Here is a 23390-nt window from a genome sequence, read left to right as displayed (position 1 = left end):
GCGACGGCCTGTGTACAACCACCGATGTGTGTCCACCACCTCTGGGCGAACGCTTCCAAGCCCTTAATCGATGAATTTCAGGTCCGAAGGCGCGTCCTGCGCCAAGGTCTGCACGGTCTCCCCCAACTTGCCAGTCAAGAGATCACGGCGCATGACCACGATCTGGTTGCTCTTCTGGTTGGCCACCAGCAGGAAATTGCCGCTAGGGTCCATGGCAAACTCGCGGGGGTGGTCGCCTTCCACGGAGCGGCGCTGCACGAACGTCAACTGGCCGTCATTCTTGCCAACAGCAAACACCAGGATTTCATTCGCCGTGCCACGGTTGCTCACGTACAGGAAACGGCCGTCCGCCGACAGGTGCAAGCCTCCTGCCGCCTTGGCTGCAGGATCCTGTTGCTCGGTCAGCGGCAGGCGTTGGCGCTCAAGCAAAGCAGCGTCCTCGACATCGAACATCACCACCTCGGCACTCATTTCAAGCGTCAGGTAGGCATGCTGGCCCTTGGCGTCGAACAGCAGGTGACGGGGCCCACTGCCTGGCGGCAAGGCCACCGAAGCCGGGATTGCCGGGCTCAACGGTTTGTCCACACTGGCGCCGTCGTAGCGGTAGATGAATACCTTGTCCGCACCCAGGTCGCAGGCATAGACATGCTGGCCATCGGGCGACAGCACCAGTGCGTGCACATGGGCACCGGCCTGGCGCTCGGGGTTGACGCCACTTGCCTTGTGCCGGGCCTGTTGCACCACGGCCTTGAGCTTGCCGTCCCTGGCCACCGGGATTACCACCAGGCTGCCCCCGGGGTCGGGTTTGACCGCGTAGTTGGCCACGAACAGATAACGCTGGTCACGACTGAGGCTGGCGTGAGTCGGTTCGTCACCTTGGGTGGCCACCTGGTTGAGCGGCTTGATCTCGCCCTTGGTGCTGACGCTGAAACTGCTGGCATGCCCACCCGGGGTTTCATTGACCACGAACAGCTGGCGCTGGTCGGCCGACAGCACAAGCCAGGAAGGGTTGACGCTCTTGACCACTTGTTGCGGTGTGGGGTCGATGCGGCCAGCCTTGTCGTCGAACTGGTAGCGGTAGATACCGTGGCTGGCGCCATCGGTGTAGCTGCCCACCAGCAACGTCGAGGCGTGGGCGTGGAGAGTCAGGCTCATCAGGCTAGCGGCCAGCAGGTTCGTCCAGGTCCGGTTCATCTTGGTCATCATCCGGGGCGCGAAAGGCACTCATACAGACTAGTCGATGCTCGCCGTTGGCATCGGCGAGTTGCCATTCGTCTCCGGTGGCGATGGCGGCAGCGATTTGCTCAGGGGTGAATGACCAGCGGCGCAATTGGCGGCCGTCCATGCATTCGACAGTGAGGCCGGCTTCATTGGCGGTGAAGTCGAAGGCGTGCAGGCCGTCGATCAGCAGCATATCGCAGGACTGCAGGGCGGTAGCGAGGGGGGACATAGGGGTACCAATCTGGAATGAATCGGCATTATAACCTTGGGGCCGCAATGCGGCCCCCTTCAATCAATGGGCAAAGATCGACCCACCCTCCTTGCCCACCATCTTCTCAGGCTTGATCAGGAACCGCGCCAATGCCGGTAGCAGCCACAGCGCACCGAACATGTTCCAAAGCAGCATGAAGGTCAGCATCAGGCCCATGTCCGCCTGGAACTTGATCGCCGAGAAAATCCAGGTGCATACGCCAATGGCCAGGCACAACCCGGTGAACAGCACCGCCTTGCCGGTCGAGCGCAGGGTCTGGTAATACGCCTCCTGCAACGGCAAACCGGCACGCAGGAAGCTTTCCAGGCGGCTGTAGATATAGATGCCATAGTCCACGCCAATGCCCACCCCCAACGCCACCACCGGCAAGGTCGCCACTTTCACCCCGATACCCATGTAGGCCATCAGCGCGTTGCCCAGTACCGAGGTCAGCACCAGGGGCAGCACGATGCACAGCGTGGCGGCGAACGAGCGGAAGGTGATCAGGCACATCACGGCCACGCAGATGTACACCAGGATCAGGATGGTCAGCTCGGCCGACTTGATCACTTCGTTGGTCGCAGCCTCGATCCCGGCGTTGCCCGCCGCCAGCAGGAACTGCAGGCCTTCCTTGTTGTGGCTGTCAGCAAACGCCTTGGCCACGGCGGTGACGCGCTCCAGTGTTTCAGCCTTGTGGTCATTGAGGAACACCAGCACCGGTGCCAACGAGCAGTCGCCGTTGTAAAGGCCGTCAGCCCGGGCGATGGAGTTGTTGAGGATGTCCGGGTTACGCGACAGGGTTTCCCATTTCAGGCTGCCCTCGTTCATGCCCTTGATCACCTGTTTGGAAACGGTCACCAGGGAAATCGCCGACTGCACGCCGGGGGTGTTTTCCATGGTCCACATCAGCTCGTCGATCGGCGCCAGGGTCGAGTGGACCGAGCACTTCTCCGACGGCGTCTTGACCATGATCACCAGCACATCGGAACTGGTCGAGTAGTTGCTGATGATGAAGTTGTTGTCCTGGTTGTAGCGCGAGTCGGGGCGCAGCTCCGGTGCGCCCTGGTCGAGGTCGCCAATCTTCAGGTTCTGGCTGTACCACAGGCCACCGGCGAAGGCGAGCAGCGCCAGCACCACCGACACCGGCGCCACCTTGGCACTGGCGAAGTTCGACAACAGGCGCCAGAACGGGTGCTCGCGGGTCGCGTCTTTCTTGCTGCGCTCGATGGCCTTCTTGCTGATGCCAACGTAGGAGATGGCCACCGGCAACAGGATCAGGTTGGTGAACACGATCACTGCCACGCCGATGGAAGCACCAATGGCCAGTTCGCGAATCACACCGATGTCGATGATCAGCAGGGTAATGAAGCCCACCGCGTCGGCCAGGATGGCGATCATTCCCGGCAGGAACAACTGACGGAATGTGCGCCGGGCAGCGGTAAGGGCGTTGTCGGCGTCACTCGACTGCAGGGCGATGCCGTTGATCTTCTGCACCCCGTGCGAGATGCCGATGGCGAAGATCAGGAACGGCACCAGCATCGAGTACGGGTCCAGGCCAAAGCCCACCGCGTGCATCAGCCCCAGCTGCCAGACCACCGCCACCAGCGTGGTAATGAGCACGGCGACCGTGCTGCGGATACACCAGGTAAACCAGTACAACAGCACCCAGGTGATCGCCAGGGCGACGCCGAAGAACATCGCCACCATCACCAGGCCATCGATCAGGTCACCGACCTTCTTGGCAAAGCCGACGATGTGGATTTTTACATTGGGGTTCTGCGCCTGGAACTTGTCGCGGATCTTCTCTTCCAGCAGGTGAGAGAACTGCTGGTAGTCCAGCTTCACCTGTTTGCCCGGGTCCTGCGGGTCGGGGTAGCTCTCCAGCAGCGGCACGTCGACGATGCTGGACTTGAAGTTGTTGCCTACCAGGCGCCCCACCTGGCCTGACTTGAGCACGTTGTCGCGCAGGGTATCGAGGCTGTCCTGCGATCCGTTGTAGGTGTTAGGGATGACCTCACCACCGGAAAAACCCTCTTCGGTGACCTCGCTCCAACGCACACTGGGGCTCCACAGTGACTTCAACCCGGCCCGATCGACACCCGGGATGTAGAACACCTCGTCATGGATCTGGCGCAGGGTCTCCATGTAGTCCTTGTCGAAGATGTCACCGTTCACCGCCTCCACCGAGATGCGCACGGTGTTGCCGAGGTTGGCCAGGTCGTTACGGTGTTCCATCATCTGCTCGATGAATGGGTGCTGCAGCGGGATCATCTTTTCGAAGCTGGTGGACGGGCGAATCTGGGTGGCCTGCCAGAACAGGAAAATGCTGACCAGCACGCACAGGGCGATGACCACAGGGCGGTTGTTGAAGATCAGGCGTTCGAGCAGCGTGGCTTTATCCTGGTGATGCGGGTGCATGGTAATGCTCTCCCTGCTGGTCATGGATGCACCTCCCGGGCAGGCTGATCAGCCCCTTCGGCGCTGGCCAGGTGCACACCACCCTGCCCTACCAGCAGCAGGCCGCCATTGGCCAGGCCACTGACGCCGGCCAGGGCGATGCGGTCGGCACGGTTGTACACGCTGAAGGTCTGGCCATCGTCCGTGCTGCGCAGCACGCTGCCACCATTGCCGACCAGTACCAGGCTGCCATCATCGACAAGCGTAGCGCCTGCCAGGCCGAACTCCAGGGTACCGCGCGCGGCCTTGAGGTCGATCGGCTGCCAGCTATCACCAAAGTCGCTGGAGCGGAACAGGTTGCCGCGAAGGCCGTAGGCCAGCAGGGTCTGCGGCCTGGCGGTGCCGATCACGCCGAACAACGAGCCCTCGTAGGGGCCCTGGACCTTGGCCCAGGTCTGGCCGTTGTCGGTGGAGCGGAACATGCCGCCCTGCTCACCTACGATGAACAGGCCGGCATCGCGCACCTGGGCGATACCGTTCAGGTGCAGCTGGTCCGGGTTGTCCAGCCGCTCGGCCACATTCTGCCAGTGCTGCCCACCATCGGTGGTTTCCAGCAAGGCACCATAGGCCCCCACGGCAAAGCCGTGCTGGGCGTCAAGGAAGGTGACATCGAGCAAGGGCGCTTCACGGGCGAGGTCTTCGAACTGCTTGCTCCAGGTGGCACCACCGTCGCTGCTGGTGAGGACCTGCGCGTCATGGCCGACGGCCCAGCCACGATTGTCGTCGAGGAAAAACACGGCAGTGAGCAATTGCCGGGTGGGTACCCGAGCCTGGGTCCAGGTACTGCCTTGGTCGTCGGAGAACAGAATGTGGCCGCGATCACCGACCACCACCAGGCGCTTGCCGGCATGGGTGGCGTCGATCAACAGGCTTTGGCTGGCCTTGGCCGATTCGGTGGAGTATTCCTCGGCTGCCGCGGCCTGGGCACTGTCGGCCCACACCCCCAATGCCAATGCCAGCATCGCGCTGGCTGCCCATGGCCAGGCACCACGCCTGGCTGGCGTACGTAACTGTTCCCTCATGACTGCCCCCTTGTTGTGTTCTTTTTGGTGGGTCAATGCACTGCGGGCCTTGCAAAAAGCCTGATCTAGAGGCCTGCAATAGCTTGAGGGGATCGTAGCGGGGATGTTTGCGGGAATACAACGGGCGGGGTGTTATGTTTTGTTGTCGGCCGGGGAAAGCCGGCGCCGCTGGGCGGCGCTTCGCGGGCAAACTGCCCCCCTGTAGGAGCGGGTTCACCCGCGAAGGGCTGCAAAGCAGCCCCCTGGCCCTTAAGCCAAACTCTTGCTCACAACCTCATACACATCACTGGACAACTCACCCGAAGCCAGAATCCGCTCCAGCTCACCCCTCATCAGCGCCTGACGCGCATCGTCATACTTGCGCCAGCGGGTCAGCGGCGCCAGTTGCCGCGACGCAATCTGCGGATTCAGCGCATTCAGCTCGATCACCAGGTCCGCCAGGAAGCGATACCCCGAGCCATCGGCAGCATGGAAGTTGACCAGGTTCTGCCCGGCAAACGCACCGATCAACGCGCGTACCTTGTTCGGGTTCTTCAGGGTGAACGCCGGGTGCTGCATCAACGCCTTGACCCGCGCCAGCCCGCCCGGCAGCGTGCTGGCCGCCTGCACGCTGAACCATTGGTCCATGACCAGCGGGTTGTCCTTGAAGTGCTCGGCAAAGGCCTCCAGCACTTTCGCGCGCTCGGCCTCGAACGGCGAGTTGACCAGTACCGCCAGCGCGGTAAGGCGCTCGGTCATGTTGTCGCTGTGCTCGAACTGCTCCAGGGTCGCCTCCAGCACCTGCGGTTTGCCGCTGAGCATCAGGTACGACAAGGCGATGTTCTGCAGGCTGCGGCGGGCAAAGTGCTCTGCCGAGGCCACATAGGCAGTGCTGCGCGACACTTCACGGTTGGCCTGATAGCGCGCCCACAAGGCGTCGAACAGCTGCTCGGCGATCTGCTGGCGTGCGAACTCGCGGGCAGCGTGGATGGCATCGACGTCAGCCACCTGGCTGATCTCGGTCAGGTAGGCTTCACCTGGCAACGAGAGCATCTCGGCGACCATAGCCGGGTCCAGCGACTCGTTACCGAGCACAGTGCCCAAGGCGGTAATCAGGCGCTGGTCGAGCTTGAGTGCTTCGCCACGCTGATGCTGGCCGATCAGCTCCTGCAGCACCTGCACCGACAACTGCTGGCCCGCTTCCCAGCGGTTGAAGCCGTCGCTGTCGTGCTGCATCAGGAACATCAACTGATCGCGGTCATACGGGAAGCTCAGCTTCACCGGGGCGCTGAAGCCACGCAGCAGCGACGGCAGCGGCTTGGCCTGGATGCCCTGGAAGGTGAAGGTTTGTTCAGCCTCGGTCACCGACAGTACGCGGCTGGTGCCCAGCGCCGTCGCTTCACCGGACAGTTGCAGCCTCAGGTCGTTGCCGGCGGCGTCCAGCAGGCCCAGTTCCACCGGGATCACGAACGGCAGTTTTTCGGCCTTGTCCGGGGTCTGCGGGCAGCTCTGGCGGAATGTCAGGCTGTAGGTCTGCGCGGCGGCGTCATACGCCTCGCTGACCTCCAGGCGTGGGGTGCCAGCCTGGCTGTACCAACGCTTGAACTGGGTAAAGTCGACGCCGTTGGCGTCTTCCATGGCCTTGATGAAGTCGTCGGTGGTTACCGCCTGGCCATCATGACGCTCAAAGTACAGGTCGCTGCCTTTACGGAAGCCTTCGGCACCCAGCAGGGTACGGACCATGCGCACCACTTCGGCGCCCTTCTCGTAGACGGTCAGGGTGTAGAAGTTGGAGATTTCGATGAAGCTCTCCGGGCGCACCGGGTGGGCCATGGGGCCGGCGTCTTCGGCGAACTGGTGGGTGCGCAGGTAGGCGACGTCTTCGATGCGCTTGACCGTGCGCGAGTTCATGTCGGCACTGAACTCGGCATCGCGGAATACCGTGAAGCCTTCCTTCAGCGACAGCTGGAACCAGTCACGGCAGGTGACACGGTTGCCCGACCAGTTGTGGAAGTACTCGTGGGCGACAACCCCTTCGACGCGCTGGTGCGCAGCATCGGTGGCGGTTTCGGCACGGGCCAGCACACAGCTGGAGTTGAAGATGTTCAGGCCCTTGTTTTCCATGGCGCCCATGTTGAAGTCATTGACCGCAACAATCATGAAGATGTCCAGGTCGTACTCGCGGCCATAGACTTCTTCGTCCCAGCGCATGGACTTTTTCAGGCTGACCATGGCGTGGTCGCACTTGTCGATGTTCTCGGGTTCGACGTAGATACGCAGGGTTACCTCACGGCCGGACTGACGGGTGAAGCTGTCTTCAACGCACCACAAGTCACCGGCCACCAGGGCGAACAGGTAGGCCGGTTTCATGAACGGGTCTTCCCAGGTCGCCCAGTGGCGGCCGTCTTCGGCCGGCCCGCTGCCGATCGGGTTGCCGTTCGACAGCAGGACCGGGTAGCGATGTTGCTCGGCGATGACCGTGGTGGTGAAGGTGCTCATCACGTCCGGGCGGTCGAGGTAGTAGGTGATCTTGCGGAAGCCCTCGGCCTCGCACTGGGTGCAGAACATCTTGCCCGACTTGTACAGGCCTTCCAGGGCGGTGTTGCTTTCCGGGTGGATCTTCACGCTGGTGTCGAGGGTGAAGCGCTCGGCCTTGGGCTGAACGGTCAGGCTGTCGGCGTCGAGCCGGTAGTCGCCTGGCTGCAATTCCTGGTCATCCAGCGAAGCGCGCAGCAGTTCCAGCTGCTGGCCATCGAGTTCCAGTGGCGGCAGGCCGGCACCTCGTGCCGGGTTGCGGCGCATGACCAATTGCGCGTGAACCAGGGTGTGGTCCTCGAACAGCTCGAAGGTCAGGTGCGTCTCGTCGATCAGGTACTCGGGCGCCTGGTAATCCTTCAGGTAGATCACTTGCGGTTGTTCGGTACGCATGTGCAGGTCCTTTTTACTGGAGCACGGCCAACTGGTAGGCCGTGTACTTGCGAATATTGATCACACCGGTGTCGAAGATCAGGTACTGGCCCTTGACGCCCAGCAGCGTGCCCTCGGCCACCGGGTCCTTGTCGAGGTTGAAGCTGACAATCTTCTTCGGGTACGCCTCGACCGGGTAGTTCATCTGCACCACTTCGGCGTCCGGCAGCGGCTGGATCGCCTGCAGGCCAAAGCGCCCCTGCAGCTCGCGCAGGCCGTCGGCGCAGGCTTCGAAGACCTGCTCACGGATGGCCGGCAAGTCGAGCACCTCGGCATCGCCCTTGAGCAGCGCGCGCCAATTGGTGCGGTCCGGCACCTGGCTGCGCAGCACGTCTTCGACCAGGCCCGATTGCTGGCGGGTGGCCACGCGCATGATCGGCAGCGCCTGGCTGGCGCCCTGGTCGAGCCAGCGGGTGGGCAGCTGGGTGGCACGGGTGATGCCGACCTTGATCCCCGACGAATTGGCCAGGTAGACGACGTGGTCGGTCATGCAGAACTGTTCGCCCCACGACGGCTCGCGGCAGGTGCCGGCGTCGTAGTGGCATTTTTCCGGGGCCATGATGCACACATCGCATTGGGCCAGCTTGGTCATGCACGGGTAGCAGTAACCCTGGCTGAAGCTGGTCTTGGTGCGCTTGCCGCAATGGCTGCAATGAATGGCGCCGAGGTATTCCAGGCGCAGGCGCTGGCCGATCATGGGGTTGACCGGCACCTGCGTGTCATCCAGGCGGAAGCTGTACTGCACCACTGGCGCCTGCAGGCTGACGGCCATCTTGCTCAACGAGCCACGCGCGAGTTCGATCAATGTACCGAGTCCGACTTGAACAGAATGTTGGCGATGGGCGCGGACTTCGACGCGCATTCCTGTGGGCCCATGTAGCCGGTGCGCTGGTCTTCGGGCAGGTTCTTCATCTCCCAGGCGATGACCGCCTGCAGCGACAGTTCTTTCTGCTCGGCAGTGAGCTTGCGGCCATCGGACCATTTGCCGATTTCCACCGCCAGTTTCAGGCTCTGGTAAATTTCCGGGGTGATGTTTTCAATCATTTGCGCGAAAGTGGACATAGTGTCTCCTGATTCAAGCGGACAGTTTACGCCGGGCCAGCGCCCCACCCAAGAGCCCGGTCAGGCATCCGATGAGCAGCCCGCCGACGTGAGCGGCATTGGCGATCTGGCCAAGGCCGAGGGTGCCGACCACGCCGGTCAGGCATACCACCAGCCAGATCAGCATCATCACCAGCACGCCCTTGGGCAGGTTGAAGTAACGGTCGGGCGCCAGCCACTGGTACAGCCAGATATGCCCGAGCAGGCCGTACAGCACGCCGGACAGGCCGCCAAACAGGCTCGGCCCGCTGGTGTAGTGCTGGGCCAGGTTGGACACCAGGCTGAACAGCAGGGTCAGGCCCAGCAACGCCCACGGGCCCTGGCGCAGTTCGATACGTTTGCCCAGCTCCCAGTACCACAGGCTGTTCATGGCCAGGTGCAGCACGCCGAAATGCAGCAGCATGGGCGATACCAGGCGCCACCACTGGCCTTGGTCGAGCGTTTGCGTGAGCGGCGTGAAGTACAGGTAGTCGCCCTGTACGCGGAAGTCGAGGAAGGTGAACCAGCTGATGGTGGTGAAGTTGTCCCCCAGGTTGGTCAGACCGGCGACGATGAAGCACAGCAGCAGGGTGAGAGTGGTGACTTTGCAGGCTTTGGCTTGCGCTACCAGGGAGGGTTGTGTGGGGCTGTTCGCGGGCATGCCCGCTCCCACAGGGTCCTGCGCAAGTTCGAGGTCGGCGTTGCCGTCCGGGTAGCGTTGGTAGAGCTGCAGCACATCTTCGGCCAGGGTGTCGGGGGCCCAGAGGACCTGGGCATCACCCTCCTCGCTGACCCGGTGCGGCACCTGCAGGCGTTGCAACAGGTGGACGAAGCCGCTGAGGTCGACCGACAGCGGCAGGCGCATCACTTCGATAATGTTCATTGGTTGGCCTGTGGGCGGTCGACGTCGACCCAGACGAACTTGTGTGGGTCGATGCGGGTTTCATCATCCAGCCGGTAGGCGACCAGCTTGCCGTAGAGCACGGCGCTGTAGTCCAGGCAGGCCAGGTTGGCACGGATCGGTGCCGGGCGGCCGCTGCGCCAGTAATGCCCGACGAACAGCATCGGCTGGTCTTCGTCATAACGCAGCAAGGCGTTCTTCTGGCTGTGGCTGAGCGGGGTGCTGGCCACTTTCTCGGGCAAGGCATCGGGCTGGAACACGATGTCACCGTAGGTTTTCGGGTCTTCTTCCCAGAACTTGGTGCGGAAGAAGGCGCGGGTCAGGCCGTCGCCGCCGGTCAGCGTCAACCCGTCCGGCAGGCGCATGTCGGTACCGCGCAACAGGCGGTTGCACACGGTGTCGGCAAAACTGCCACTGACCGCCGAGGCCTGGATGAAGTGTTCATCGATGCGTCCGTCGGGGTATTGCTGGCGCAGCGGCTCGATCAGCCGCGGGTCCCAGCAGGCGTGCACCAGGCGGAAGCGTCCGGCGTCGATGAACAGCGGCAACTGGTAGAACCAGTTGACGAAATCGTGCCAATCGCCGGGGTGCTGGGCAAACTGGGTCAGGGTTTCGTCGATCAACCGGGCATGCCGCGGCGTGTGTTCGCGGACATAGGCCTTGCCGCTGCCAGGCAGCGCCGGGGTGACCCAGCCCAGGGCATTGTATTCGTGGTTGCCCATGATGCAGAACGCCTGGCCGGCTTCGACCATGTCGTGGACGATGTGCAGCGCCTCACGAATGCGTGGCCCGCGGTCGACGATATCGCCAAGGAACAGCGCCTGACGCCGCGGGTGGCGCCACACGCCAGCCACGCGCTTGTATCCGAGGGCGTCGAGCAGGCGTTCAAGGGTAAGCGCACAGCCGTGCACGTCGCCGATGATGTCAAAACTTCGCGCCGGATCGAGCATCAGTCGTCACTGCTCCCCAGGCGGCTGCCCCAACCCAGCTTGGTGCGGCAGACCTCGTAGTAATTGTGGTCCAGCGGATGGATCAGGCGCAGCTTTTGCGGCTTCTTGCTGACCGTGATGGTGTCGCCGGGGGCGCACGTGAAGTGGTTCTGGCCGTCACAGGACACCTGCGGGTAGATCTGCAGGTCCTTGGACACCACGATCTTCAGCTCGCTGTTGCCGTCAACCACGATCGGCCGGCCCGACAAGGTGTGCGGGTACATCGGCACGATGACGATGGCATCGAGCTTGGGGTGCATGATCGGGCCACCGGCCGACAGTGCATAGGCGGTAGAGCCGGTGGGGGTGGCGACGATCAGGCCGTCGGCCTTCTGGCTGCAGACGAACTGGCCGTCGATGTAGATCTCGAACTCGATCATGCGCGTGGACTTGCCCGGGTGCAGCACCACATCGTTCAGCGCATCGCCCTGGCCGATGGCCTCGTGATGGCGACGCACCTCGGCCTGCAGCAGAAAACGGTTTTCTACCAGGTAGTGGCCGTCGAGCACTTCGGCGACCTTCTGCTCCAGCTCGTCCGGGCGGATGTCGGTGAGAAAACCCAGGTTGCCACGGTTGATACCCAGCACCGGAATGTTGTGCCGGGCCAGCGCGCGGGCAGCGCCCAGCAGGCTGCCGTCGCCGCCGACCACGATGACCAGGTCGCAGACCTCGCCCAGCAGCTTGCGGGTGGACGTCTGCAAGCCATGGCCGGGCAGCACTTCGGCAATGGTGTCCTCGAGGATCACGTGCAGGTGGCGATCGAGGAGGAATTTTTTCAGTCGGCGAATGGTGTCGAGCACCTGGGAGCTGCCAAGGCGACCGATGATACCGATATTGCGAAATTGCTCCATGGGGCTCCTGCAAGGCTCTGCGGCGGGTGACGATGCGCCGATTATGGGCGAAACCACCGGGCAGCGGCAAACCGGCTATGCTCGCAGGATGACGCCATTCGCCCAGCTTCACGACCTGCCCCGACAACTGCAGCGCCCCACCGTGCGTGACCTGGCATGGGCCGTGTTGTCGCCGCCACTGCTCAGCGCCCCGCCCTGCCCCCAGCGCCACCCGCTGGCGGGCAGCCTGTGGGCGCAGCAGCCGCAGCGCCTTGAACAATGGTTGCGGGCCCTGGATGCCGATGACCGACCGTTGCGCGAGTGGCTGGCGCAATTGGGCAGCCGGCGCCTGGGGCATTACTACGAACGCCTGTGGCAATTTGCCCTGGGCCAGGCACCAGGCATCGAGCTGCTGGCCGCCAACCTGGCGATTCGCGACGGCGGGCGCACCTTGGGCGAGCTCGACGTGGTGATGCGCGACCGCGACGGCGTGCACCACCTGGAACTGGCGATCAAGCTGTACCTGGGCCCGGAAGGCGCCGGGCACGATCCCCATGCCTGGCTGGGGCCAGGTTGCCATGACCGGCTGGGGACCAAGCTTGCGCACCTGGCGGGGCACCAGTTGCCCATGTCCAAGGGGGCGCACAGCCGTCAGGCGCTGGCGCAGCTAGGGGTGGAGCAGGTGCAGGCGCAAATGTGGCTGGGGGGTTACCTGTTCTATCCATGGCCTGGGCCCCCCGAGGCCCCTGAGGGCGCCAACCCGCAACATTTGCGTGGTCGCTGGCTTCGTCGGCGGGACTGGGTGATGGGCGAAGGCGAGCGTTGGCAGCCGCTGCAGCGGCATGCCTGGCTGGCGCCGGCAAGGGTGGAGTCAGGTGAGTGCTGGCACGCGGAGCAGTTTGCGGCGTGGCTGCATGTGCTGGAGCAGCAGGCACCGGCGCAGTTGCTGGTACGACTGGCACCTGATGCCGATGGCGCCTGGCAGGAGGCAGAGCGGGTGTTTCTGGTGGCTGATGACTGGCCGTATCTGCCCGGTAACTGATGTCACCTGTTCCGGCCCGCGAACGGGGTAGTGGCCGACAACACAATTTTCACAGACCCAGCGCAAAGATTCGTTTCTGGTAACCCTTACAATGGTACCTGAGCGCCAGCAAGAGCGCCTTTCCGACCTGATGACGAGGACCGATCATGGTTTCATCCAACCCCGCGACCCATTACGCGCGCCTGTCCATCGCCCTGCATTGGCTGATGCTGGTGCTGCTGGCCGCTGTCTATGCCCTCATCGAACTGCGTGGCCTGTTCCCCAAGGACAGCGCTGAACGCAACCTGATGAAGGACCTGCACTTCATGCTGGGGCTGAGCGTGTTCGTGCTGGTCTGGCTGCGCCTGGCCATGCGCCTGAGCCGCCCGACTCCGCCCATCGTGCCAAAACCACCCGCCTGGCAGACCGGCCTGGCGCACCTGGTGCACCTGGCACTGTACCTGATGATGATCGGCCTGCCGCTGGCCGGCTGGCTGATCCTAAGCGCCGCCGACAAACCGGTGCCGTTCTTCGGCCTGGAGCTGCCGCACCTGATCGGCCCCGACCCGGACCAGGCCAAGTTCATCAAGGGCTGGCATGAACGCATCGGCAGCTGGGGCTACTGGTTGATCGGCATTCATGCCGTGGCCGGCCTGTACCATCACTACGTCAAGCGCGACAACACCCTGTTGCGCATGCTGCCCTACAAGTAACCGCGCCGGCCCTGCAACCCGCCGGTGTGCACCACGATCAGGCGAGTGCCGAGCGCGAACAGCCCGGCCTCGACCTGTTGCCGCAGGGCCAGCAGGGCCTTGCCGGTATAGAGGGCTTCGAGTGGCACGCCGGTGTGCCGTTCGCAGTCGGCGATGAACGCCAGCAACTCATCGTCGAACTTGCCGAAGCCGCCACGGCAGGCGTCGTGCAGCTGATAGCCCTGCGTCCCCGCCAGCTCGGTCAGCGCTTGCTCGACCCCATGATCCCGCGGTACGGCCAATGCGCCATGCACCACATGCCTACCCTCCTCGGCCAACACCATGCCGGCCATGGTCGTCCCGGTTCCAGCGGCCAGCCACCAAGCGTCATAGTCGGCCCAGCCGAGTGCGGCGAGTTGTGCGCGGGCCTGATCGAGGATAAGGGCACAGCCTTGCGCCCCCGCCAGCCCGCCACCGCCTTCGGGAATACACTGCCAACCCGGATAGCGCGCCTGCCAGGTTTGCCAGAAACCGGGTTGGTTGCGCGCGCGGTAACCGCCGTAGCCCAGCCAGTGCAACTGCATGCCCAGCGCCTGCAGGTCACGCACGGTCGGCGTGTCCTGGGCGTGCCCGCGCAGCAAGCCGGCGGTGGCGAAGCCGAAGCGTTTGCCGGCGGCGGCCAGGGCGTGCAGGTGGTTGGAATGGTTGCCACCTAGGCTGATCAGCCCAGGAGCGTTGCTGGCCATGGCATGCTGCAGGTGATGTCGCAGCTTGAACCATTTGTTGCCGCTGATCAGCGGGTCGATCAGGTCCAGACGCAGGATGGCTGCTTTGACCCTGGCGTTTTCCAGCCAGGGCAGGTTCAGTGGATGCAGAGGGGCTTGGGCTAGGTCGAGGCGCATGCAGCGAGTTTACCAGTGAACGCGGGGGCGCTGCGCGCCCCTTTCGCGACACAAGGCCGCTCCTACAGGTCTTGCGCAGGGCCCGGGGTTGGGCAAATCCCTGTAGGAGCGGCCTTGTGTCGCGAAAGGGCCGCAACGCGGCCCCGACAATTTCAGAGCTCGGCCGCCAACCTCGAACCTTGGTTGATCGCCCGCTTGGCATCCAGCTCCGCCGCCACATCCGCGCCACCAATCAGGTGCACCGACTGCCCCGCCGCCACCAGCCCTTCCTGCAGCTCGCGCAGCGGATCTTGCCCGGCACAGATCACCACGTTATCCACCGCCAGCACCTGCGTATCGCCGCCGTCCACACGAATGTGCAGGCCGGCATCGTCGATACCCAGGTACTCGACGCTGTTGAGCATCTGAACTCCCTTGTTCTTCAACCCGGTGCGGTGAATCCAGCCGGTGGTCTTGCCGAGCCCGTCACCCACCTTGGATTTCTTGCGCTGCAACAGGTACACCTGCCGCGCGGGGGCATGCGGCTCGGCCCTGATCCCGGCCACGCCACCTCGCGCCTGAAGCTGGGTATCGATGCCCCACTCTTTCCAGAATGCCGCTCGGTCCTGGCTGGTGGCCACGCCCTGATGCACCAGGTACTCGGACACATCGAAGCCGATACCCCCTGCACCGATTACCGCTACAGCCTTGCCCACCGGCTTGCGCTCGAGCAGCACGTCCAGGTAGCTAAGCACCTTGGCATGCTCCACGCCCGCAATGGCCGGTGTCCGCGGGGCGATGCCAGTAGCCAGGATGATTTCATCAAAGCCACCGTCCACCAGTGCCTGCACATCTACACGGGTATTCAGGCGTAGGTCGACGCCCGTGCTTTTGACCTTGTTGCGGAAGTAACGCAGCGTTTCAAAGAACTCTTCCTTGCCCGGCACCCGCTTGGCCACGTTGAACTGGCCACCGATTTCACCGGCGGCGTCAAACAGGGTCACCGCATGGCCCCGCTCGGCCGCCACGGTGGCCGCCGCCAGGCCAGCCGGGCCGGCGCCTACCACGGCAATGCGCTTCACCGTACGTACAGGCAGGTAGTTGAGTTCGGTCTCGTGGCAGGCACGCGGGTTGACCAGGCAGCTGGTCAGCTTGCCGCCGAAGGTGTGGTCCAGGCAGGCCTGGTTGCAGCCGATGCAAGTGTTGATTTCATCTGCGCGACCGGCAGCGGCCTTGTTGACGAAGTCCGGGTCGGCGAGAAACGGTCGGGCCATCGAGACCATGTCGGCATCGCCCTCGGCCAGCACTGCCTCGGCCACTTCCGGGGTGTTGATGCGGTTGGTGGTGATCAGTGGAATGCTCACCACGCCCCGCAACTTGGCGGTGACTTTGCTGAAGGCCGCACGCGGCACTTTTGTGGCGATGGTCGGGATGCGCGCCTCGTGCCAACCGATGCCGGTGTTGATCAAGGTAGCGCCGGCCTGCTCGATGGCCTTGGCCAGCAGCTCGATCTCGTCCCAGGTGCTGCCACCCTCGACCAGGTCGAGCATCGACAGGCGGAAGATGATGATGAAGTTCGGCCCTACCGCGCTGCGCACCCGGCTGACGATTTCCACCGCCAGGCGCATGCGGTTTTCATAACTGCCGCCCCAGCGGTCGGTGCGGTGGTTGGTGTGCGCGGCGAGGAACTGGTTAATGAAATAACCTTCCGAACCCATGATCTCGACGCCGTCGTAACCGGCGCGCTGGGCCAGCACGGCACAATTGACGAAGTCGGCAATCTGCTTCTCGATCCCCTCCTCGTCCAGCGCCTTGGGCTTGAACGGGTTGATCGGCGCCTGGATCGCGCTAGGTGCCACCTGGCGTGGGCTGTAGGCGTAGCGCCCGGCATGCAGGATCTGCAGGCAGATCTTGCCACCGGCGGCGTGCACCGCCTCGGTGACGATTCGGTGCTTGTCGGCCTCTTCCTCGGTGCTGAGCTTCGCCGCACCGGAATACACCCCGCCTTCATCGTTGGGCGCAATGCCGCCAGTGACCATCAGGCCAACACCACCGCGGGCGCGCTCGGCAAAGTATGCAGCCATGCGCTCGAAGCCGCCGGGGCGCTCTTCGAGGCCGGTGTGCATCGAGCCCATCAGGGTGCGGTTGCGCAAGGTGGTAAAGCCCAGGTCCAGCGGGGCAAGCAGGTGCGGGTAGCGGTCGGCGGCCATGGAAAGGTCCCCTGATGGCGTGATCACGGAATGCGGGCACCTCACTGGTGGCGGGCCCCGTCGTTTGTATGTCAGCGACATTAAACAGCCGTTTGAATTGCCTCAATGATCAAAACTGACAAGTTAATGATCGTCACGAACATCGGAGACAACCGTCGGCAGCAAAGCTGCCAGGATTTCACCGCTATAAGGTTCGCCTGGCTTGATCGCCAAACAGTCTCCCCGCGCATTTGCCAGGCAACGCAGCTCTGCCAGACTCTTCAAGCACGTTTGATCATCCACCCATGGAACGTGGCGCCTACTCAGTGCGCCCGGAGGGTTCGCTCATGCTGACAAAAGGATGGGACACCATCAGCATCGTTCGCCAAGAGAGCGTGAACAGTGACTTGGCAGCCAGCTGGAACAGCCTCGACCACGAATTTTCCTATACCTCGGATGAAGGCTACGCCTGCCACGGAGTGTTCGACTGCTGGTCGGTCATAAACGGTGGCGGCGGGCGCTTGCTGCGCCTGCGCATGCCTATACGCTCAGGTTTTTTCGAAGCCAGTGGCACCAGCCGCTCGCTGACCGGCGCGGTTGCCATCATCGAGGTCACCCTGTCGCTGTTGCCTCAAGGCAACGGCCAGGTGCAGTTGAAGTCGGCCTTCGTGCACAAGGCCGGAGCCACTCAACCATTGCAGGGCGACGAAGGTGGCTGGCTGCGCGGCATAACCCTGCAAGACCCCGACGGGTCGCTAGGCCCTTTCGCCGCCGTGGTGCTGGACTGCATCTGCAACTACCTGGTCGAGCATCCCCTACAGTTCACCCACACCTTCGCGACCATCAACTTCAGCAAAACCACTGCCCCGGAATGGGCCAGACCGCGCAAATGTACCTATGCGTATCTCGATTCGGGCTTCCTGGCGATCATGGCCGTCTGTACCGAACGCGACATCAGTGAGCTGCCACTGGATATCGATGTGTCGGGCATCAGCCAGGGTGGGCAGTCGAGCTATGTGCTGTCTCCACGCATGGTCCTGGAGCATCTGGTACTGCCCGGGCTGCTTCAGCTTTACCAGGGTGCCACGGCGCAGGACTACCGCTTCGACAATACGCAGATGGTCAACATACCGACCTTGCGCATGAAGGCCATCAAATCAGGGGCGATCTGGTACACCCCCGTTGTCTTCGCCGGTTGCAACCCTGCACGAATACTCGGCGACTTCGTCACCGTCGACTATAAGGGCGACTGTGACCTGCACGCAGGGATCGACATGAAGTGGAACGGCTGGCTAAGGATGAAGCTGGTGCTCGATGGCAACACCATCAACTTCGTCAAGCAATCGTCCGACTTCAGAAAGGAAGTCCATATTCCCTGGTACCTGGCCTGGCTCTCCCCCATCGTCAGCCTGATCACCCATATCGTCACCGCTGTCATCTCCGATGACCTGATCAGCGCCATCGCCGCGCGTGGCGGCTCGGTCAAGGCCGACACCATCGATTGCGTGTCCTGGAGCAACGCCACGCATACCGCTTCGTCGAGCTACCTCGCCGAGGCCCTTGTCATCAACTACGTGTGACCCCCACCAACACAAGGAGCCGTATCATGAGCAATGAAAGCAAGGTCATGCTGTCCGGGTTTGCCCAGCCCATCTCGCTACGCCTCGATCACCTCAATGAAACCGCGCGCCAGACCCTGCGCGAATCACCCCTGTACCGCAACGCGGCGCTTGTACACAGTTCCGAAGATGCCTTGCGGGCCGCGCAGCTACTGACCAGTGCCGGAACACTGGCCAGTACGGTCACGACCAATGGCTGGGATACCGTGAGCATCTGCCGGGTCTCTGCGCTCAACCAGCGCATCGCCCTGGAAAAAACCTACCCCGCCAACATCGACGCCGGGGTCGACAGCTTCTCGCTCAAGGCCGACTTCGATGCCTGGTCGATAACCACCGGCGGCGACGGACGCAACGTCAAGGTGCGCATCCCCTTCGGCTCAGGGACATACAAAGGCCTGAACGGCAAAACCTACCAGGTTCAGGGGATGTCCGCGGATGTCTATGTCAAGCTCAGCTACTTCCCGGCGCCCAATCCAGTATCGGCTTCAGACGGCACGTACGAACTGCAGGTCAACACCCAGGCAACGGACCCGGATGACCCGATCGCGGCGGTGATTGCCCTGAGGGACCCGAACAACGTCCTGAGCGGCATTGACCAGAGCGTGATGCGCGGCGTGCTCGAAGACTGGCTGAACCAGCCCGAGAACCTGAAGAAGTTCGACACCCTGTTCAGTACCGTACTGATCAACAACATGGGCAAGGAAAGCGAGGAGTTCAAATGGCTGCGGGCCACCTCCATGAGCTATGCCTATACCGACAAGAACAGTGAGGAAAGCAGCATCTTCGGCGTGCTGGCCATGACCAACGAGCGTGACTCCACGGGTTTGCCGAACCAGTTGCCTGCCGTGATGCTGGCTGCGGACAACAATGCCAACTTCCTCATCAGCCGGGAGATCTTCGTCAAGTACCAGTTGCTGGCTGCCTTGCCGTTCATCTTCGAGGGCACCACCGAGGCCAACTTCACCCTGGATGCAGCGGGCACGTCCATCACTGCCAACGATCTGAAGCTCGACAGCGTCAAGTTCGGAGCCATCACCTATCATCCCGTGGCCGAAAAGTTCGATATCAACTTCGACGAGTCCTATATCCGTACCGAATGCAAGGTACGCACCGACATCTCTCCGGGTGTCGTGGCCTATACCCGTATCGTCACCAAGCAGACGCTGCAACTGGGCGTCAACGACAAGGGCGAACAGGTGATGGTATATGCCATGGTCGGAGACCCGGATGTCCAAAACACGACAGACATCGCCACCTGGGTGGTCATCACCGAAGCCATCCTGGGCGCAATTGCCGCGGTGGCCACCGCCGTGGCGGGTGGCGTGGGCGGCAAGGTGATGGCGTTGATCGTCGGCATCATCGCGGCGTTGGTGGTGGCTATTGTCAGCATCGTCATCCACGTGATCATCGAGCGCGTGGTGGCTGGCGGGGTAACCAACAACATTCCGTCCATAGCGCCCATGGTCAAAGTGGCGGCGAACCAGGTCAAATGGCCATTCACTGAACCCGATGCCTTTGTCCTGACCGACATCACCTACTCCGGTGCGCTGATATTCGGTGGCTCACTCAAGTTGCTCGAGAAATTCTGCATCCAGAACAACCGCCTCGCCCTGGCGACGCTGGCCGCCTGACCTTGCCAACACTACCCCGGGCCTCGATGCCCGGGGTTCGTTGCACGCCCATCACCATTCCTTTGGTATGATCAAAAGTCGATTGTGCATGGATCCATGCAGTGCGCTGCTCAAACCGATCACAAAGGCGCGAGATTGCGGCTTCATCGCTCCGTATGGCCACTCCACTTTTAACGAATACCACGCTTGATGCGAAAACTCCTGGCAAGCGCCCTGGCGCTGGTGATGATCGCCGCCCTCTGCGGCTATGGCTTCTGGACCCAACAGCGCCCGGAGGGCCACTACCTGTCCGACCTGCGCATCGAATTGGCGCTTAACCATGGCGTGCCGGGCGAACGCGGCAACCTGCTGGGTATCGAGCCGCTGCTGTACCCGGGCGACTACCAGAACCTGCAACGCCTGCACCGTAAACTTGCAGCCTACCTGGAGCAAGCCCGTGCCCAAGGCCTGGTGAACCCGCGCACGGTGGTGGTGTTGCCGGAACACATCGGTACCTGGCTGTGGGCGCGCGGGGAGAAGAACGAGCTGTATCAAGTTACCCAGCGCCGCGAAGCCCAACAATGGCTGGAGCTGAGCAACCCGCTGCGCTATGGCCTGGCCTTGCTTGGCGCTGACGGCGATGACTGGCGCGCCGATGCGCACTTGCGCATGAAGGCCGAGCAGATGGCCACGGACTACCAGCAGCTGTTCGGCAGCCTGGCCAAGGAATTTGGCGTCACGTTGGTGGCCGGTTCGATCGTGCTGCCCGAACCCTATGTGAAACAAGGCGTACTGCACACCGGCCGTGGCCCGCTGTTCAACAGCAGTGTGGTGTTTGCCGGTGACGGCTCGCTACTGGGGCAGCCCCAGCGCCAGCAATATCCCGACAGTGAAATGCGCCGCTACGTCCACGACGGCCGCCAGCACCCGCTGCAGGTCGTGCAGACCCCGGCCGGACGCCTTGGGGTACTGGTGGGCAGTGACAGCTGGTACCCGGAAAACCACCAGCAACTGACTGAACAAGCCGTACAACTGGTCGCCAACCCGGCGTTTCTCAGTGGCAAGGGCAGCTGGCACGCACCCTGGCGGGGAAATCGCCATCAGGATGCCAGCGCCGGGCTGGCCTTGCAGCGCGGCGAAGTCAGTGAACAGACGGCTTGGCAACGCCTGACCGAAGTGGCCGGAACCGACATCAGCAGCATGAGCGTGTTCATGCGCGGACAGTTCTGGGACCAGGGCAGCGATGGCCAGGGCTTTGCGCGCCAGTCGGGAGCGTTGCTTGCCGCCCCTCCCAGCCCAGGTGCTCGCCTGCTGAATGTGTGGCTGTAAGCCCATGGCCCGCCCCCGCGTGCGCCTGGGCGAACTGTCGGTTGGTTTTGTCCAGCCTTTGAGCGAAGCCTTGCGCGAGCTGGGCCACGACCCTGAACCATTGCTGCGCCGCTACGGCCTCGACGCGACACGCCTTGGCGAAGCCGGCGCACGCCTGTCCATCCCCCGCTACATGCATCTGGGCCACGCAGCCATTGAAATGAGCGGTGAGGCCGCTTTCGGCCTGCGTATGGGGCGCCTCAGCCGGCTGGCGCATACGGGCCTGGCCGGGATCACTGCGGCCCAGGCCCCCACCGTGGGTGAGGCCGCGCGCACCCTGCTGCGTTTCGAGCCGCTTTACGCGGCCAACTACCGCGGCCATTCCAGCTTTGAGGAAGATGCCCAGGGCGCATGGCTGCGCTTTTATTCCATCAGCCCCTATAACGACTACAACCGCTTTGTGGTCGACTCACTGCTGGCCGGCTGGCTGGCCCAGTTGGCCGACCTTGCCGGCACCCCGGTGCAGGCCGAGCGCCTGGAGATCGAGTTTGCCGCGCCCTCCTATGCTGCGCGCTATCAACCGCTCTGCAGTACGCCTGTGCAGTTCGCCGCCGACGGCAATCAGCTGCGCCTGAGCCGTGCCACCTTGCAACTGGCCAACCCCAGCCATTGCCCGAGTACCTGGCAGCATCTGCTGCAATTGTGCGAGGCAGAACTGCTGCAGCGCACGCGCGTTCGCAGCCTGGGTGAGCGCATCACCCACCTGCTGGGCCCGCTGCTCAATGGCGGCCGTGAACCGGACCTGGAAGAAGTGGCGCAGCACCTGCAGCTGCCAAGCTGGACCTTGCGCCGCAAGCTCGCAGAAGAAGGCACGCGCTTTCGCGACTTGCTCAACGAAACACGGCGCGACCTGGCCGAGACCTACATCCGTGACACGGCGCTGGCCTTTGGCGAGATTGCCTATCTGTTGGGGTTTGCTTCGGCCGAGGCCTTCCAGCGCGCATTCAAGCGCTGGACGGGCCTCACGCCGGGGGAGTTCCGCCGCAGTCAGCGGCAGCCGGGCTAGAGTTCGGTGGCGTCGTCGGCCGGTTCCGGGGTGTCCAGTTCGTAAGCCTGGGTTTCGAGTAGTTCTTCTTGATATTCATCCATAGCCCTGCGTCCTCTTTGCTCATTTTGCCTTTGTAGATATCGCCTTCAGCCTAAGCAGGTGGGATGAAGGGATGATGACAAGCTTATGAGTGGTAAACGTAGCAGGTGTTCAGGAAGTTATCGCGAGGCGTCTGTAACAGGGGATGTTTTCAGCCTGAACCGGCCCTTTCGCGGGGCTGCCAGCGAAAGGGCCGGTTCAGGCGTCCCCTCAAAGGGAGGGGGCGACGGCCTCGGCCGGCTGGGCATCCTGCTGCACCTGAATGGGTGCAGCTTCCGCCGGCGGGGCCACAGGCTGCGAACCCTGGCTGTCATCCACCAGCGGCGCCGCTACCGCCTCGCTGGCCGGGGCTACCTGCGCAGGTGCAGGCGGCGCATCAACCAAAGGCGCAGCTGCCGGGGCCGGCGCCACCGGGTTCGCCGCAGCTTGCTCTGGAAGCCCAAGGTCCGCCGCCGGTTTTTCAACCTTCGGTGCTGGCTCTTCGACCTTGGCCTTGCTCACTTTTTTTGGCTTGGGCAGGTAGCTCTCTACCAGGGCGAAATAGCGGTCATAGAATTGCGCCGCCGTCACCGTCTCGCTGGCGACCTTGACCATCGAGTCGTCGCTGGAGCCGATCGGCATCGACACCGACCCCAGCACACCCACGCCCAGGCTGGCGGAGGTGTTGGACTTCTTCAGGGCATAGCGGTCCTGCAGGGCGTTGGCGAACATGGTCGAGCGCTGCTCGTCGCTCACATCCGGCGCACAGGTGACATTGAAGCTGATCTGCAGGTGGTTCTCGCTGTTTTGCTGAAAGCTCTTGTTACCCACCACCTGGTTGGCGCCGCTGCTGGTGATGATGTATCCCTGGCTGAGCAAAGCACGCCGGGCGGCCTCGCAAGAGCCGGCATCGCTCACCGGAAAGCTGCGCGAGAAGGTACCCGAGTCATCGAAGTTCTCGTGCTCGTAGACGGCCGCTTTTTTCGAGGAACAACCGGTCACGCCCGCCAGCACCAGGGCCAGCCCGAGCGCACCAAAGACGGAAGATCTGGTCATTGCGAATTCCGGGTATGTCGGGAAAGTGCCTATTGTGCAACACAGCAGGCGGGCACAGGAACCGCTGGTCGGTGAAGAATCTGTCAGGTTGGTGTAAATCTGGGTAAAGGCAGGCAATTGCCAGGCGCACCAACGAAAAAAGCGACCCGAAGGTCGCTTTAACGTTGCCACAAGGCGTTCATGGGGCCTTGA

The 23390-nt window shown here is 63.1% G+C and carries 19 protein-coding genes; 6 read left to right on the top strand and 13 right to left on the bottom strand.

Going from position 1 to position 23390, the window contains the following annotated elements:
- Positions 1-63: 63 nt before the first annotated feature.
- The 10 genes from LVS58_RS17840 to LVS58_RS17795 form a co-directional block, all read right to left on the bottom strand.
- Positions 64-1194, bottom strand: coding sequence for a lactonase family protein (locus tag LVS58_RS17840; protein ID WP_233692139.1), 1131 nt, complete (start codon positions 1192-1194; stop codon positions 64-66).
- The gene (locus LVS58_RS17835) at positions 1160-1450 is read right to left on the bottom strand and encodes a DUF5629 family protein (protein ID WP_233692138.1); all 291 of its coding nucleotides are present in this window, start codon (positions 1448-1450) and stop codon (positions 1160-1162) included. Before LVS58_RS17835 ends, LVS58_RS17840 begins: the two co-directional genes overlap by 35 nt.
- A 63-nt stretch (positions 1451-1513) precedes the next feature.
- Entirely contained in the window at positions 1514-3889 is a 2376-nt protein-coding gene (locus LVS58_RS17830) for an efflux RND transporter permease subunit (RefSeq protein ID WP_233692216.1), read from the bottom strand.
- A gap of 20 nt (positions 3890-3909) precedes the next feature.
- Positions 3910-4950: a WD40/YVTN/BNR-like repeat-containing protein gene (locus LVS58_RS17825; protein WP_233692137.1), complete on the bottom strand. Its 1041-nt coding sequence runs from the start codon at positions 4948-4950 to the stop codon at positions 3910-3912.
- 249 nt (positions 4951-5199) lie between these two features.
- On the bottom strand, positions 5200-7857 hold the full coding sequence (gene pepN, locus LVS58_RS17820) for an aminopeptidase N (protein ID WP_233692136.1): 2658 nt from the start codon (positions 7855-7857) through the stop codon (positions 5200-5202).
- Positions 7858-7870: 13 nt separating this feature from the next.
- A complete protein-coding gene (locus LVS58_RS17815; protein ID WP_233692135.1) occupies positions 7871-8701 on the bottom strand; it encodes a DUF2797 domain-containing protein in 831 nt (276 codons plus the stop codon).
- On the bottom strand, positions 8698-8958 hold the full coding sequence (locus tag LVS58_RS17810; RefSeq protein WP_003247224.1) for a YeaC family protein: 261 nt from the start codon (positions 8956-8958) through the stop codon (positions 8698-8700). Before LVS58_RS17810 ends, LVS58_RS17815 begins: the two co-directional genes overlap by 4 nt.
- Positions 8959-8971: 13 nt before the next feature.
- Complete coding sequence (locus tag LVS58_RS17805; RefSeq protein ID WP_233692134.1) at positions 8972-9859, bottom strand: rhomboid family intramembrane serine protease; 888 nt, start codon at positions 9857-9859, stop codon at positions 8972-8974.
- Positions 9856-10827: a metallophosphoesterase gene (locus LVS58_RS17800; protein ID WP_233692133.1), complete on the bottom strand. Its 972-nt coding sequence runs from the start codon at positions 10825-10827 to the stop codon at positions 9856-9858. Before LVS58_RS17800 ends, LVS58_RS17805 begins: the two co-directional genes overlap by 4 nt.
- Positions 10827-11717 carry an NAD(+) kinase gene (locus tag LVS58_RS17795; RefSeq protein ID WP_003247220.1) on the bottom strand — a complete coding sequence of 297 codons (891 nt, stop codon included), beginning with the start codon at positions 11715-11717 and terminating at the stop codon, positions 10827-10829. The genes LVS58_RS17800 and LVS58_RS17795 overlap by 1 nt, the downstream gene beginning before the upstream one ends.
- Between LVS58_RS17795 and LVS58_RS17790 the strand changes: the two genes are divergently transcribed.
- Positions 11716-12738, top strand: coding sequence for a DUF1853 family protein (locus tag LVS58_RS17790; RefSeq protein WP_233692132.1), 1023 nt, complete (start codon positions 11716-11718; stop codon positions 12736-12738). The two genes, LVS58_RS17795 and LVS58_RS17790, sit on opposite strands and share 2 nt — an antisense overlap.
- Positions 12739-12884: 146 nt before the next feature.
- Positions 12885-13430, top strand: coding sequence for a cytochrome b (locus LVS58_RS17785; protein ID WP_233692131.1), 546 nt, complete (start codon positions 12885-12887; stop codon positions 13428-13430).
- Here LVS58_RS17785 and LVS58_RS17780 read toward each other — a convergent pair.
- A complete protein-coding gene (locus tag LVS58_RS17780) occupies positions 13421-14311 on the bottom strand; it encodes a 1-aminocyclopropane-1-carboxylate deaminase/D-cysteine desulfhydrase (protein WP_233692130.1) in 891 nt (296 codons plus the stop codon). The two genes, LVS58_RS17785 and LVS58_RS17780, sit on opposite strands and share 10 nt — an antisense overlap.
- A 152-nt stretch (positions 14312-14463) precedes the next feature.
- Complete coding sequence (locus LVS58_RS17775; RefSeq protein WP_233692129.1) at positions 14464-16500, bottom strand: NADPH-dependent 2,4-dienoyl-CoA reductase; 2037 nt, start codon at positions 16498-16500, stop codon at positions 14464-14466.
- 326 nt (positions 16501-16826) lie between these two features.
- Between LVS58_RS17775 and LVS58_RS17770 the strand changes: the two genes are divergently transcribed.
- The 4 genes from LVS58_RS17770 (at position 16827) to LVS58_RS17755 (ending at position 22082) form a co-directional block, all read left to right on the top strand.
- A complete protein-coding gene (locus tag LVS58_RS17770; RefSeq protein ID WP_233692128.1) occupies positions 16827-18059 on the top strand; it encodes a TULIP family P47-like protein in 1233 nt (410 codons plus the stop codon).
- Positions 18060-18085: 26 nt separating this feature from the next.
- Positions 18086-19729 (top strand): TULIP family P47-like protein, encoded by a 1644-nt coding sequence (locus LVS58_RS17765; RefSeq protein WP_233692127.1) that lies wholly within the window; start codon positions 18086-18088, stop codon positions 19727-19729.
- A 189-nt stretch (positions 19730-19918) separates the two neighbouring features.
- The gene (locus tag LVS58_RS17760) at positions 19919-21037 is read left to right on the top strand and encodes a nitrilase-related carbon-nitrogen hydrolase (protein ID WP_233692215.1); all 1119 of its coding nucleotides are present in this window, start codon (positions 19919-19921) and stop codon (positions 21035-21037) included.
- Between the two features lie 4 nt (positions 21038-21041).
- Positions 21042-22082 (top strand): AraC family transcriptional regulator, encoded by a 1041-nt coding sequence (locus LVS58_RS17755; RefSeq protein ID WP_233692126.1) that lies wholly within the window; start codon positions 21042-21044, stop codon positions 22080-22082.
- Positions 22083-22373: 291 nt separating this feature from the next.
- Here LVS58_RS17755 and LVS58_RS17750 read toward each other — a convergent pair whose 3' ends face one another.
- Entirely contained in the window at positions 22374-23198 is an 825-nt protein-coding gene (locus LVS58_RS17750; protein ID WP_233692125.1) for a DUF2242 domain-containing protein, read from the bottom strand.
- Positions 23199-23390 lie beyond the last annotated feature (192 nt).

It is taken from the genome of Pseudomonas sp. JR33AA, from assembly GCF_021378985.1.
GTDB lineage: Bacteria > Pseudomonadota > Gammaproteobacteria > Pseudomonadales > Pseudomonadaceae > Aquipseudomonas > Aquipseudomonas alloputida.
Note: the sequence above shows the minus strand (reverse complement) of the source record. Positions and strands in the feature narration are given on the sequence as shown.